The sequence below is a fragment of the Streptomyces justiciae genome (assembly GCF_015163075.1).
Lineage (GTDB): Bacteria > Actinomycetota > Actinomycetes > Streptomycetales > Streptomycetaceae > Streptomyces > Streptomyces justiciae.
The window spans coordinates 227121-239480 of the sequence record NZ_JADDXU010000008.1; the positions used below are offsets into that span (position 1 = coordinate 227121).

General features: G+C 72.4%; 12 protein-coding genes and 1 tRNA gene. 8 read left to right on the forward strand and 5 right to left on the reverse strand.

The features are described 5' to 3' along the window. Nucleotides 1-10 precede the first annotated feature (10 nt). The 5 genes from moaC to IQ210_RS23380 all read left to right on the forward strand — a co-directional run bounded on the left by moaC (nucleotide 11) and on the right by IQ210_RS23380 (nucleotide 3319). A complete protein-coding gene (gene moaC / locus IQ210_RS23360) occupies nucleotides 11-490 on the forward strand; it encodes a cyclic pyranopterin monophosphate synthase MoaC (protein WP_059196052.1) in 480 nt (159 codons plus the stop codon). After that, nucleotides 487-1023: a MogA/MoaB family molybdenum cofactor biosynthesis protein gene (locus tag IQ210_RS23365; RefSeq protein WP_194081037.1), complete on the forward strand. Its 537-nt coding sequence runs from the start codon at nucleotides 487-489 to the stop codon at nucleotides 1021-1023. The genes moaC and IQ210_RS23365 overlap by 4 nt, the downstream gene beginning before the upstream one ends. Before the next feature lie 20 nt (nucleotides 1024-1043). Further along, nucleotides 1044-1688 (forward strand): GNAT family N-acetyltransferase, encoded by a 645-nt coding sequence (locus tag IQ210_RS23370; RefSeq protein WP_194081038.1) that lies wholly within the window; start codon nucleotides 1044-1046, stop codon nucleotides 1686-1688. Nucleotides 1689-1874: 186 nt separating this feature from the next. Further along, nucleotides 1875-3149 carry a divisome protein SepX/GlpR gene (gene sepX / locus IQ210_RS23375; RefSeq protein ID WP_194081039.1) on the forward strand — a complete coding sequence of 425 codons (1275 nt, stop codon included), beginning with the start codon at nucleotides 1875-1877 and terminating at the stop codon, nucleotides 3147-3149. A gap of 96 nt (nucleotides 3150-3245) precedes the next feature. Beyond that, nucleotides 3246-3319: transfer RNA gene (locus tag IQ210_RS23380), tRNA-Ala, on the forward strand. A gap of 72 nt (nucleotides 3320-3391) precedes the next feature. Here IQ210_RS23380 and IQ210_RS23385 read toward each other — a convergent pair. Both IQ210_RS23385 and IQ210_RS23390 read right to left on the reverse strand, forming a co-directional pair. Then, a complete protein-coding gene (locus IQ210_RS23385; RefSeq protein WP_194081040.1) occupies nucleotides 3392-5914 on the reverse strand; it encodes an ABC transporter permease in 2523 nt (840 codons plus the stop codon). Then, on the reverse strand, nucleotides 5908-6636 hold the full coding sequence (locus IQ210_RS23390) for an ABC transporter ATP-binding protein (protein WP_194081041.1): 729 nt from the start codon (nucleotides 6634-6636) through the stop codon (nucleotides 5908-5910). Before IQ210_RS23390 ends, IQ210_RS23385 begins: the two co-directional genes overlap by 7 nt. Before the next feature lie 245 nt (nucleotides 6637-6881). Between IQ210_RS23390 and IQ210_RS23395 the strand changes: the two genes are divergently transcribed. Together IQ210_RS23395 and IQ210_RS23400 are read left to right on the forward strand one after the other, a co-directional pair. Then, nucleotides 6882-8153, forward strand: coding sequence for a sensor histidine kinase (locus tag IQ210_RS23395; RefSeq protein WP_194081042.1), 1272 nt, complete (start codon nucleotides 6882-6884; stop codon nucleotides 8151-8153). Next, a complete protein-coding gene (locus IQ210_RS23400) occupies nucleotides 8126-8785 on the forward strand; it encodes a response regulator transcription factor (protein WP_194081043.1) in 660 nt (219 codons plus the stop codon). The genes IQ210_RS23395 and IQ210_RS23400 overlap by 28 nt, the downstream gene beginning before the upstream one ends. 14 nt (nucleotides 8786-8799) lie before the next feature. On the opposite strand, the gene IQ210_RS23405 is transcribed toward IQ210_RS23400, so the two are convergent. Next, the gene (locus tag IQ210_RS23405) at nucleotides 8800-9276 is read right to left on the reverse strand and encodes a GNAT family N-acetyltransferase (protein ID WP_194081044.1); all 477 of its coding nucleotides are present in this window, start codon (nucleotides 9274-9276) and stop codon (nucleotides 8800-8802) included. Nucleotides 9277-9361: 85 nt separating this feature from the next. On the opposite strand from IQ210_RS23405, the gene IQ210_RS23410 reads away from it, so the two are divergent. Continuing rightward, a complete protein-coding gene (locus IQ210_RS23410; RefSeq protein ID WP_194081045.1) occupies nucleotides 9362-10165 on the forward strand; it encodes an exodeoxyribonuclease III in 804 nt (267 codons plus the stop codon). A 46-nt stretch (nucleotides 10166-10211) separates the two neighbouring features. Here IQ210_RS23410 and IQ210_RS23415 read toward each other — a convergent pair whose 3' ends face one another. Both IQ210_RS23415 and IQ210_RS23420 read right to left on the reverse strand, forming a co-directional pair. Further along, nucleotides 10212-11540: a recombinase family protein gene (locus tag IQ210_RS23415; RefSeq protein ID WP_194081046.1), complete on the reverse strand. Its 1329-nt coding sequence runs from the start codon at nucleotides 11538-11540 to the stop codon at nucleotides 10212-10214. A 167-nt stretch (nucleotides 11541-11707) separates the two neighbouring features. Beyond that, nucleotides 11708-12352, reverse strand: a complete 645-nt coding sequence (locus tag IQ210_RS23420; RefSeq protein ID WP_322656561.1) for a MerR family transcriptional regulator — start codon at nucleotides 12350-12352, stop codon at nucleotides 11708-11710. Nucleotides 12353-12360: the final 8 nt, after the last annotated feature.

The following is a 12360-nucleotide window of genomic DNA, read 5'->3' on the forward strand; positions in this document are numbered from 1 at the left end:
GCCACACAGCATGAGTACGCAGGACCGACTGACGCACATCGACGAGGCGGGCGCCGCCCGCATGGTCGACGTATCCGAGAAGGACGTGACCGCGCGCACCGCCCGCGCCAGCGGCCGTGTCCTCGTCTCGCCCCGCGTGATCGAGCTGCTGCGCGGCGAGGGAGTCCCCAAGGGTGACGCCCTCGCCACCGCGCGGATCGCGGGGATCATGGGCGCCAAACGCACCCCGGACCTGATCCCGCTGTGCCACCCGCTGGCGGTGTCCGGTGTGAAACTGGATCTGTCGGTCGCGGACGACGCCGTGGAGATCCTCGCCACCGTCAAGACGACGGACCGCACGGGCGTCGAGATGGAGGCCCTCACCGCGGTCTCCGTCGCCGCGCTCACCGTGATCGACATGGTCAAGGCGGTCGACAAGGGAGCGGTCATCACGGACGTGCGCGTGGAGGAGAAGACCGGCGGCAAGTCGGGCGACTGGAGCCGGGCGTGAGCGCCGGGGCGCATGATGCCGAGCGCGCGCCGTACCGCGCGCTGGTCGTGACCGCCTCCAACCGCGCCGCCGCCGGCGTCTACGAGGACAAGGGCGGCCCCCTCATCGCCGAGGGACTGAAGAGCTTCGGCTTCGCCGTCGAAGGACCCCAGGTCGTGCCCGACGGCGATCCCGTGGAAGCGGCCCTGCGCGCCGCCGTGGAAGCCGGTTACGACGCCGTGGTCACCACCGGCGGCACCGGCATCTCGCCCACCGACCGCACCCCCGAGGCCACCCGCAAGGTGATCGACCACGAGGTGCCGGGCATCGCCGAGGCCATCCGGGCGTTCGGACGGGAGAAGGTGCCGACCGCGGCGCTCTCCCGAGGGCTGGCCGGGGTCGCGGGACGGACGCTGATCGTCAACCTGCCGGGCTCCACCGGCGGGGTGAAGGACGGCCTGGCCGTCCTGGAGCCCCTGCTGACCCACGCCGTCGACCAGATCCGCGGCGGCGACCATCCCAGACCCGGCGCCGGTAACGGGGGTGTGAGCTGAACAGCCCATCCTGGCCCGTCGTGCTCGCGGACGGCGATGTCGTCCTGCGGCCGATAAAGATGCGCGACCAGCGGGCGTGGCGCGAGGTCAACCGGCGCAACCGCGACTGGCTGCGCCCCTGGGAGGCGACCATCCCGCCGCCCACGCCCAGCGGGCCCATCGCGCACCGGCCGACCTACCGGCAGATGGTGCGTCATCTGCGCTCCGAGGCGAACGCGGGCCGGATGCTGCCGTTCGTCATCGAGTACCAGGGGCGGCTCGTCGGGCAGTTGACCGTCGCCGGGATCACCTGGGGCTCGATGTGCTCGGGGCACGTCGGCTACTGGGTGGACGAGGCGGTGGCCGGCCGTGGCGTGATGCCGACGGCGGTGGCGCTTGTCGTGGACCACTGTTTCCGGACCGTCGGCCTGCACCGCATCGAGGTCTGCATTCGTCCCGAGAACGGGCCCAGCCGACGCGTCGTGGAGAAACTCGGATTCCGCGAGGAGGGCCTCAGGCCCCGTTATCTCCACATCGACGGAGCCTGGCGCGACCATCTCGTCTTCGCGCTCACGGCGGAAGAGGCGCCGGAAGGGTTGCTCGTGCGGTGGCAGCGGGCACGCTCACAGAAGGCGCCGCACAACACGCCCCGGAACCCGCAGAACACGCCGGGGAATCCCGCATAGACCCGGGAAATTGAATAAGTGTTCGAGAATGATCGGTCAGCGACCGTCTCGGCGCATTAAATTCGCGCCCTCGGCGGCCTGCTGATCGCATCGGTCACAAAAAAAGCTCGAAATATCAGCCAGATCGTGCGACACACCGGCCCAATTGGCGGATGGCCTCACGCAAACCCCTCTACCGTGTGAGGCGTGAGCAGCAGCGGCCTCATCTACGCAGTCATTGTCGGGGCCTGGGCCGCCTACTTGGTGCCGATGTGGCTCCGTAGGCAGGACGAGCTGAACGAGGCCCGTCCGACGGAACGCTTCAGCACCGCCATCCGGTTGCTGTCCGGACGGGCGGGTATGGAGCGCCGGTACGCCAAGGACCTGCGGGCGCGCTCCACCGAGGAGGGGGAGCCCAGCGCCGTCGACCCGGATGCCGTCACCGATTCGGTGGACGTCCGGGCCTTTGCCATGCCTCCGACGCGCCCGCAGGCGCGCGCGGAGATCCACGCGCGCGCGGAAGCGCCTGCGTCCGGGCGCAGGGAATCGGTGCGCGAATCGGCGCGCGAACGGGCAGCCGAGCCGGCGCCCGCATCCGCGTCCGCCCCGGCGCCCGCATCCGGCTCCGCGCCCGCGCGCAGACCCGTGCCCACCCCCCGGCGCACCCCGTCGGCGGAGGCCGCCGCGGCGCGCGCCCGGCGCACGAAGGCGCTCGCGCGCCGGAGGCGCACCACCGTGGCGCTCTTCCTCGCCTTCACGCTCGGCGCGATCGTCGCCGCCGTCGGAGGGCTCGCGTTCCTCTGGGCGCCCGGCGTGCCCGCCGTGCTGCTCAGCGCGTACATCGCCTACCTGCGCTCCCAGGAACGCCGCCGCTTCGCCTACCAGATGGACCGTCGGCGCGCGGAGGCGGCGGCGCAGCACCTGAAGGAGCGTGCGCGGCAACCGCGCCGGCGGCCGTCCGCGGACGCCCCCGCCGACGCGGACGAGCCGGACGAAGGACCAGAACCCGAGCAGCAGGACCCCGGGCTCTCGGCGCTCGCCGCCGATCGGCGTGCGCTCGTCGAGCAGACCGATCACGCCGAGTGGGTCGACCAGCAGCGGGAGCGGCAGCGGCGGCCGGGGCACGGGGACAGCTGGGAGCCGGTGCCGGTGCCCTTGCCGACTTATGTGACCGCACCGGTCGCGCCGCGAGCCACGGCCGACGTGGACCTGGGGGCGCCGGACGCGTGGAGCTCGGCGCGGTCGAGTTCCGTCGCCGGGGACCGGGAGGCGCGCGGTGGACAGGACGGCTCCGGGGCGGACGTGGAGCCGGGGGAGTCGCCCCGCGCGGAAGCCGCCGAGCCCGCCGAGGACAGGGCGGACGGGGACGGGCGCAGTGACGCTCGTCGAGCCGCGTCCGCTCGGCGGGCCCGGGAGCGGGGACGTACGCCGCTGTTCGACCAGTACGAGGACGGGGAGCGGCCGCGCGCGGCCAACGAGTAGCCGAGGAAGCTCCCACCTGTGGGTTGCCGCTCCGGCAGGGCAGGGAACGGATTTCCAAGCACCCCGATCGGGGTGCTAAGGTTTCACTCGTTGCAAGGGCCTGTGGCGCAGTCCGGTAGCGCACCTCGTTCGCATCGAGGGGGCCAGGGGTTCAAATCCCCTCAGGTCCACGCAGCATAGAGCCCCTGGCGGTGATCACCGCCAGGGGCTCTTGCCATGCCTGCGCGAGGAAGAGCCGCCTGCTAACGCCGGCCGCCGGCCGGACCCCGCAGCGCGAGACCCGCCGGGATCACCGCCGCGACAACGGCGAGGACGGCGCAGGCCGCGGTGGTCGCGCCGAGTTCCGGCCAGGGGACGTGGATCGGGGACCGTACCGACTGAAGGCCGAGGGCGGTCCAGATGCCGGTGAGGTTGAGGGCCGTCAAGAGCAGGCCCAGGACCGCGCCCGCCGCGACCACCGTCAGGGACTCCAGGGCCACGAGACGCAGCACCTGGGTGCGCGTGGCTCCCGCCAGTCGTAGCGCTGTCAGTTCGCGGGTGCGGTCGGACGTCGCCATCAGGAGTGTGTTGGCGAGCGAGATGGCTGTGTAAAGGAGAGCTATTCCCAGGACCAGGAGGTAGCCGAGGCGGGTGGTCGCGTCGGCGGTCGTGAAGTCGGTCGCGGGGTAGGTGGCGGCCAGCCACGCGTCGCGGGGGAGCAGCGTCGCCCCGGGGGCCGCCGAGCGCAGCGCCGCCCGCACCGTCGTGGCCTCGGCGCCCTCCCGTACCCTCGCCTCCACCCGGTCCACCAGCGCCCCGCGCGCGTTGGCCGGGGTGACGTACACCCCGTTGTCGCCCGTCCCGACCGGCATCACCGCGGCGATGCGGAGGGATCTGCGGGTGCCGTCGCCGAGCCAGACGGTGACATGGTCGCCGACCTCGTGCTGTGCCCACTCCTCGTTGACGATGATCGAGTCGTCGGAGAGGTCGGAGAGCCGGCCTGCCGTCAGAGGAACGCTGGTCGTCCTGGCGAGTCGTCCCGGATCGGCAGCCCTGGCCTCGGACTTGACCAGGGCCACGCCCTCCTCCAGGACGTACACCTCGCTCGACGCGGTCGGTGAGACCTCGGCGCCCCGGACCGCGCGCAGACGGTCCAGTGTCCGCGCGTCCAGGCCCGTCGCCGAGGTCAGCACGTAGTCGGCCCGCGTCCGCTCCCGGGCCTCCGTGGCCCGCGCGGCGTTCAGGGTCGCCGCCGCACCCAGCAGGGAGCCCGTCAGGGCCACCGTGACCAGCACGGGAGCGGCCAGGGCGGCCGTGCGGCGGAGGGAGGTCGTGGTGTTGGCGCGGACCAGCATGCCGCGCGGTGTGAGGAGCCGGATCAGGGGGCGGACCAGGAGGGGTGACAGGAGGGCCGTTGCCGTGATCAGGAGCAGCGGGCGGCTGGTGTACGTCTTGCGGTGCAGCAGGTCGCCCGGATCCGTCAGGAGCGTCACGGCGACCGTGACCGCCGCCGTCAGCAACAGGGCCGCCCCGCACAGGAGTCGGGCCCGCGTCAGAGGCTGCTCGTCGGCCGAGGCCTCGCGCAGCGCCTGGGTAGGGGCGGTGCGGCCGGCCCGCCAGGAGGCGGCCGTCGCGCCGCACAGCGCCACCGACAGGCCCGTCCAGAACGCCATTTGGTACGGCCAGACATGGTCGCCGATCGTGAACCAGTCCGGTGCGACACGACCCTCGACGACACGGTCCGCCAGCCATGGAGCGCCGTACGACCCCAGCGCGCAGCCCGCCGCCGAGGCGAGGACGCCGACGAGCAACGCCTCCGCCAGCACCGTGCGGCGGATCTGGCCCGGCGTCGCGCCCGCGGTGCGCAGCAGGCCGAACTCCCTGCGGCGCTGGGCCACCGCGAACGCGAAGGTGGACGCCACGACGAACACCGACACGAAGCCGGTCACGCCGCCGGCCGTGCCGAACAGGGCGTTCAGCGTCGTCAGCGCCTCGGCGTCACGGTCGGGGTCCGCGTCGGCGAGCCGCCGTTCGGCGCCGACCAGGACCCGGGCGCCCGTCCCCGAGGACGCCACCACCCGTCGCACCGCCTCCGGCGCCGCGTCGACCACGAGTTGCGTGCTCGCGGGTGCCAACTCGGCGGCCCGCGCGTCCGTGTAGAAGAGGGCGCGTTCGAAGTCCGGGGAGCGCGCAGCGTCGACCGAGCGCCCCACGTTGACCTCGCGCGCCGCGCCTACCGCGCGTGCCACGTCGGCCGCGCGCCCAGTGCCAACCGCGCGCCCCATGGCGACCACGCGCGCCGTGCCCACCACCCGCACCGTGCCGTGCGCCGTCCGCAGACGCTCACCTACGGCCGTCCCCGCACCCGTGGTGGCCACCACCTCGTTCGCCCCGCGCGGTGGGCGGCCCGACGTCAGGTGGTACGGGGCGAAGACCGCGGTCGACCAGGGATGGCCGATCAGGTCGTCGCCTACGGCGAAGGTGCGGTCCTGGGTGACTCTGCCGAGCTTGCGGAGCGCGGCCACCGTCTCCGGTGGTATCGGGCGTGGGTGGGCCAGGGGTTGGGTGCGGTCGCCGATCGGGGTCGGTACGCGCAGGGTGTCTGCGCCCCGGACCACGACCGGGGCGGCGGCGAAACGTTCCGGTGCACGTTCGGGGGCGTCGAGGGAGGAGGCGAGGGTCAGGCCCATGACCGTGAGCAGGGCGACGCCCAGGGAGAGGGCGACGAAGCTGCCGGTGAAGGTGGTCCAGCGGCAGCGCAGGGTGCGCAGGGCGAGGGTCAGCACGGTGCCGCCTCCAGCGTGGTCATGCGGGTGGCCACGTCGGCCGCCGAAGCACCCGTCAGCTCCCCGTGGACACGGCCGTCGACCAGGAAGACGACGCGGTCGGCGTACGACGCGGCCACCGGGTCGTGCGTGACCATGACGATCGTGCGGCCCTCGGTGTCGACCAGGTCGCGGAGCAGCGACAGAACCTCGTGGCCCGTGCGCGTGTCCAGGGCGCCGGTGGGTTCGTCGGCGAAGAGCACCTCGGGGCGGGTGATCAAGGCGCGGGCCAGGGCCACGCGTTGCTGCTGGCCGCCGGAGAGCCGGTCCGGGCGGTGCCGGGCGCGGTCGCCGAGTCCGACCCGCCGCAGCGCCTCACGCGCGCGTGCCTTCGACACACGCCGGCCGGCCAGGCGCAGCGGCAGCACGACGTTCTGCTCGGCCGTGAGGGAGGGCAGGAGGTTGTACGACTGGAAGACGAAGCCGACGCGTTCGCGGCGCAGCAGGGTCAGGCGGCGTTCGCTCAGCCCGGTCAGCTCCGTGTCGCCGATGCGCACCGAGCCCGAGGTCGGCCGGTCCAGGCCGGCCGCGCACTGCAACAGCGTCGACTTGCCCGATCCGGACGGGCCCATGACCGCCGTGAACGTGCCCCCGGGGAAGGCCATTGAGACGCCGTCCAGCGCTTTCACGCCGTCGTCGCCGTCGCCGTACCGCCTGCTGACGGACGTCAGTCTGATCGTCATCTGCCCTCATCGAGTTGGAGAGACGTCCCAGGAGCAGCCCTGAGGGACGTCAGGAGAGGAGTGGAGAGGAATGGAGAGGAGTGGTGAGGAGTCCGGAGCTAGGTCCGGGAGGGCTCTACGAAACCGCGTCACCGTGCCCTGAAGCAGTGCGGCAGAAGCGAGACTTGGGGTAGGGCCAGGCATACCCCCGGCTCTCCGGCTGGACGGATTCCGCCCGCCCCGGGCCGCCTCCTACGGTGATCTCCATGACGGTGTGGCAGGCGCTCGGCGGGCGCGGATATCTGAGGTCGGCGTGGCCGTGGCGGGCGGGCGCGTTCCTGGTGAGCGGGGCGCTGTTCGGGGCGGTCGTGCTGGTCGGGATCGTCGCCGGGGTCGCCGTGGGGGCGGCGACGGCCGTTGTCCTCGTCGGGCTGCCGTTGCTCGTGCTCACCGCGCTCGCCGGGATTCCGGTGGCCGCCGTGGAGCGGTGGCGCGTGCGGACGGCGAGGGTGGGGGACGTGCCCGCGGGGGCGCATCGGGTGCCTGACGCGCCGGGGCTCGCGCGCTGGCTCGTCGTACGGCTCAAGGAGCCGGAGACCTGGTGGGAGTTGGCGTACGCCGTGCTCCTCGCGCTCGTGCTGTGGCCGCTGGACGCGCTCGTCGTCACCTTCGCCGCCGGGGTGCCGCTGTTCCTGCTCGCGACGCCGCTGCTGGTCGCCGTCGACGGTGAGGCGAAGGTGGTCAAACTGTGGACGGTCGACACCTGGCCGGCCGCGACCGGCGCCGCGCTGGCCGGGGGCGTGTTGCTCCTGGTGGGGGCGTACGTGCTGGGGGTGGCCGCCGGGGCGCGCGCCGAGGTGGTGAAGGCGTTGCTGGGGGCGCGCGGACAGGACAGTGCGCGGGTCGCTGAACTCGTGCGCTCGCGCGTGCGGCTGGTGGACGCCTTCGAAGCGGAAAGGCGCCGTATCGAGCGCGACCTGCACGACGGCGCACAACAACGGCTCGTCGCCCTCACCATGCGCCTCGGCCTCGCCCGCCTCGACGTCCCGCCCGGCCCCCTCGCCGACCAACTCGCCACCGCGCACGGCGAGGCCGAGAAAGCCCTCGCGGAACTCCGCGAACTCATCCACGGCATCCACCCCAAGGTCCTCGCCGACTACGGCCTCGAAGCCGCCGTCGCCGACGCGGCCGACCGCAGCGCGATCCCCGTCGACGTCCACCTCGACCTGCCCGGCCGGCTGCCCCGACCCGTCGAGTCCGCCGCCTACTTCGTCGTCTGCGAGGCCCTCGCCAACGTGGGCAGGCACAGCGGGGCGAGCCGGGCGGTCGTCAGCGGTGGGCACGACGAGGAGCGGCTGACGCTGGAGATCCGGGACGACGGACGCGGGGGCGCGGACATCGGCGGCGGCACCGGGCTGACCGGTCTCGCCGACCGGGTGTCAGTGCTCGATGGCAGACTTTTCCTGTCCAGCCCGCCGGGCGGACCGACCCTGCTGCGAGTGGAGATCCCTTGTCGGCCGACCGAGCCCCGCGCATAGTCCTCGCCGAGGACAGCGTGCTGCTGCGCGACGGACTCGTCGGCCTGCTCACCCGGTTCGGGTACGAGGTGGTCGCGGCCGTCGGCGACGCGGACGCCCTCCTCGCCGCCGTCGCCGAGCACACGCCCGACGTCGTCGTCACGGACGTTCGCATGCCACCCGGCTTCCAGGACGAGGGGCTGCACGCGGCGGTGAAGCTGCGCGAGGAGCGGCCCGGGCTGCCGGTGCTGGTCCTCAGCCAGTACGTGCAGCGGGCGTACGCCGCCGAACTCCTCGACTCCGGGGACGGCACCGGAGTCGGCTATCTGCTCAAGGACCGGGTGGGGCAGGTCGAGGAGTTCGTGGACGCGCTGCGGGAGGTCGCGGCCGGGGGCACGGTCGTGGACCCCGAGGTCGTACGGCAGTTGCTGCGCCGGCGGCGGGATCCGCTCGCCCGGCTCACCCCGCGCGAGCGGGAGGTGCTGGCGCTGATGGCCGAGGGCAAGTCCAACGGCGCGATAGCCAAGGCGCTGGTGGTGTCCGAGGCGGCCGTCGGCAAGCACATCGGCTCGATCCTCACCAAGCTGGACCTGCCACCGGCCGACGACACCCACCGCAGGGTGCTGGCGGTGCTCGCGTACCTCAGAAGCTGACTCGGCCGCGCTCCTCAGAGGGCCTTGGCGTAGCAGCGGCTCGACTCGTAGTGCCGGTAGTAGCCGAACTTCGCGCACGGCTCGTAGCCGCTGGAGAGGTACAGCGCTATGGCCTCCGGCTGCTTGTCGCCGGTCTCCAGGACCATGCGGAGCCGGCCCGCCGCGCGCGCGTCCTCCTCCAGGGCGGCCAGGATGCGCCGGGCGAGACCGCGACCCCGGGCCTGCTCGACGACGTACATCCGCTTGAGTTCGGCGTCCCCGTCGCCGTACCCCTCGTCGTTCGCGTCCTGGGTGCGCCAGCCGCCGGTCGCGACGGGGCTGTCGAACTCGTCGTAGGCGATGAGGTAGACGCCGTTCGGGGGCGCGAAGTCCGAGGGGCTCAGGGGCGTGGCGTCGCCGTCGTCGCCGTACCGGGCGGCGTACTCGGCCTGGACCTGGTCGTTGAGCTTGACGGCGTCGGGGTGGTCGAAGGAGACGCGGCGGATGTCCATGGGCAAACCGTATACCAATGAGTAGGAACGTATATCGATACAATCCAGAACAGGACTGAGTCCAGTGTGCGGGTAAGGTGCCCTGGTGCTCACTGTGACCTCTGCGAATGTAAACGGACTCCGCGCCGCCGCGAAGAAGGGCTTCGTGGAGTGGCTCGCCGACACCTCCGCCGATGTGCTCTGCCTGCAGGAGGTGCGCGCCGAGCCGCAGCAGCTGCCCGAGGAGGTCCGCACGCCCGAGGGCTGGCACGTCGTGCACGCGCCCGCCGCCGCCAAGGGTCGCGCCGGCGTCTCCCTCTACACCCGCCGCGAGCCCGACCGGGTCCAGATCGGCTTCGGGTCGAGCGAGTTCGACACCAGCGGACGGTACGTCGAGGTCGACCTGCCCGGTGTGACGGTCGCCTCCCTCTACCTGCCCTCCGGCGAGGTCGGCACCGAGCGCCAGGACGAGAAGGTCCGCTTCATGGCCGAGTTCCTCGCCTACCTCAAGGGCCTGCGCGAGCGCTCCGCCGCCGACGGCCGCGAGGTCGTCGTCTGCGGCGACTGGAACATCGCCCACCAGCCGGCCGACCTGAAGAACTGGCGCGCCAACCAGAAGAGCTCCGGCTTCCTGCCGGAGGAACGGGCGTGGCTGACCCGGGTCTTCGACGCGGCCGACGGTGGTTACGTCGACGTGGTGCGGGCGCTGCATCCCGATGTCGAGGGGCCGTACTCGTGGTGGTCGTACCGGGGGCGGGCCTTCGACCGGGACGCAGGTTGGAGGATCGACCTCGCCGTTGCCACGCCTGGCCTGGCGGGGAAGGCGGTCAAGGCGTTCGTGGAGCGGGCCGCGAGCCATGAGGAGCGGTGGTCGGATCACGCCCCCGTGACGGTCGTCTTCGACATGTGACCGGCGGGGCACCGCGTCTTCGGCGCCCCGCGGCACGGAGGGCGACTCAGGGGTGGGACCCGAGGGTGAACGTCAGGCGGGAAGTGTCCGGCCCGATCAGCCGGGCAGGGCCGCCGCCCGCGTGTCCCTTCCCGACGGTGACGCGGGCGCCGTCCCGCAGGAGGCATGCTCGGGGCACGTCGCCGTCCGGCGCCGCCAAGCGGCGGTAGTGGGTCAGCACATAGTCCTCCAACCAGTCGGAGCGCATGGCGGCAGGAGCGGGGCAGACCTCGCCTCGCGCGGTCGCGCGGCACACGTAGTCGCCGTACGGACAGCCCTTCCGTACGGCGAAGTACATGCGGCCGTCGCAGCCGGAGCAGTACGCGACGCCGGTGAGCAGCGCGGTGGTTGCCCGCCGCGGGCTGCGGGTCCCGTTGGAACGCGTCAGGAGGACATCCTGCAACGCTCGGAATTCGCCGTCGGACAGCAGGGGCTCGCCGATGAGTACCGGGTTGTCGGACGCGTCGCGGACCGTCTGCCCTCCGTGTGTGCGATGACCCATCAAGGACGGGCTGCGCAACACCTTGGACAGCGTGCCCGAGGTCCAGCGGAAACGCTCGAAGTCCCGTCCGTGGCGTCTGCCACCCATCGGCCGTCCCTGGAGTTGGGCGTGGCGGTCGCGCGGCACCGGTACCCCGGCCTCGTTCAGCCGGCGCGCGATGGCGATCAGGGACATCCCCTGGTGCACGTCCGCAACGATCGCGCGGACGATGGCGGCGGTTTCCGGGTCGGGATCCAGGCACCATCCGCTGCCCGAGGGGTGCGGTGCCTTTCGGTAGCCGAACGGGACCAGGCCGCCTCCGTAGCGACCGGCCGCGCGGAGGGCTTCGTGGCTGCTGGTGAGCCGGTTGGAGATGGTGCGCGCTTCCGACTCCGCGTCGTGTGCCAGTTCCATGCACCGGCCGATGGTGAGGCCGTCGGCCTGCGGTGTCACCACGAGCGGACGGTCGGTTTCCGGCATTCCGAAGACGAGTGTTCTCGCGTGCTGCCGTCCCCAGGTGACCAACTCGGCCATGTGCGCCACGGAGCGCACTGCCCGATCCACATGCGACCACACCACGGCGTCGTACTCCTGGGGACGGCGAAGCCAGGACGACAGCGAAGGCCGTTCGAACGGAGAAGTCCTGCGGGCCGAGACGCCCAGGTCCGATGCTTCGGCGACCAGGGCGAAGCCGAGCTTTTCGGCGGACGCCTCGATGGCGGAGCGCTGTCGCCCCGGCGAAGTGGTGACGCTGGTGACGCAGCTCAGGCGCAGTGCCGCGAGGGCTCTGGGGCGCTCGGCGGAAGGGGGCTGAAACGCGGTGAGGCGGGCTGGCAGGGGGCTAGGCTGGGGCACGTCGACGCTCCTCGTAAGTGTCGGCCACACCCCGGGACTGGTTGCACAGTCGCCGGGGCCTTTTCGATCTCACTCTCGGAGTACGAACCCCAATTCGCTGTGTGTTGCCCGGAAACTGCCTCGATGGAGTGAATCCTTGGGGAACGCGGGACGGGTGAGTGATCGGGCTACGGGCGCTTGCGCAACCGTCGGTCCAGCGCCAGTGACAGTTCCGCCTCCACCACGCTTCGCGCGAGCGGGCGCAGGCGGGCGAGGTCGTCTTCCGTGGTGTGGCGGAGGACCAGGTCGGTGAACATTTCCGCCAGGTCGTCGACGTGGTCGCGGACGCGTTTGCCAGCGGCCAGGACCTCGGCGAGGGGGATGCCCTCGGCGACCAGGGCCGACGAGACGTCGAGGAGGCGGCGGCTGATGTGGACGATCTCGTCGCCGTCGGTGCCGAGGTAGCCCAGGTCCAGTGCGGCGGCGAGGTTCTCCGGGGTGACCTGGCCCTCGAAGCGGGCGGCGAGTTCCTCCGGGGTGAGGTGGACCGGTTCTTCTTCCGAGGGCGGTTCGACGCCCAGGAGGTCCGCCACGTCGCGGCCGTGGTCCAGGGCCTCCGCCAGTTCCGCGATGCCGGTCAGGGTGTGGCCGCGTTCCAGCAGGGCCGCGATCGTGCGCAGGCGGGCCAGGTGGTGGTCGTCGTACCAGGCGATACGGCCCTCGCGGCGGGGCGGCGGGATCAGTTTGCGTTCGCGGTAGAAGCGCAGGGTGCGCACTGTGATGCCGGCCCGCCTCGCCAGCTCCTCCATGCGGTACTCACGCTTCTCCGTCACGACCGCAG

What these genes read in the sequence shown, in the direction of transcription:
- moaC (WP_059196052.1), top strand. Translation starts at nt 11, where the DNA reads ATGAGTACGCAGGACCGACTGACGCACATCGACGAGGCGGGCGCCGCC.
- IQ210_RS23390 (WP_194081041.1), bottom strand. Translation starts at nt 6,636, where the DNA reads ATGACGATCAGACTGACGTCCGTCAGCAGGCGGTACGGCGACGGCGAC.
- IQ210_RS23395 (WP_194081042.1), top strand. Translation starts at nt 6,882, where the DNA reads ATGACGGTGTGGCAGGCGCTCGGCGGGCGCGGATATCTGAGGTCGGCG.
- IQ210_RS23405 (WP_194081044.1), bottom strand. Translation starts at nt 9,276, where the DNA reads ATGGACATCCGCCGCGTCTCCTTCGACCACCCCGACGCCGTCAAGCTC.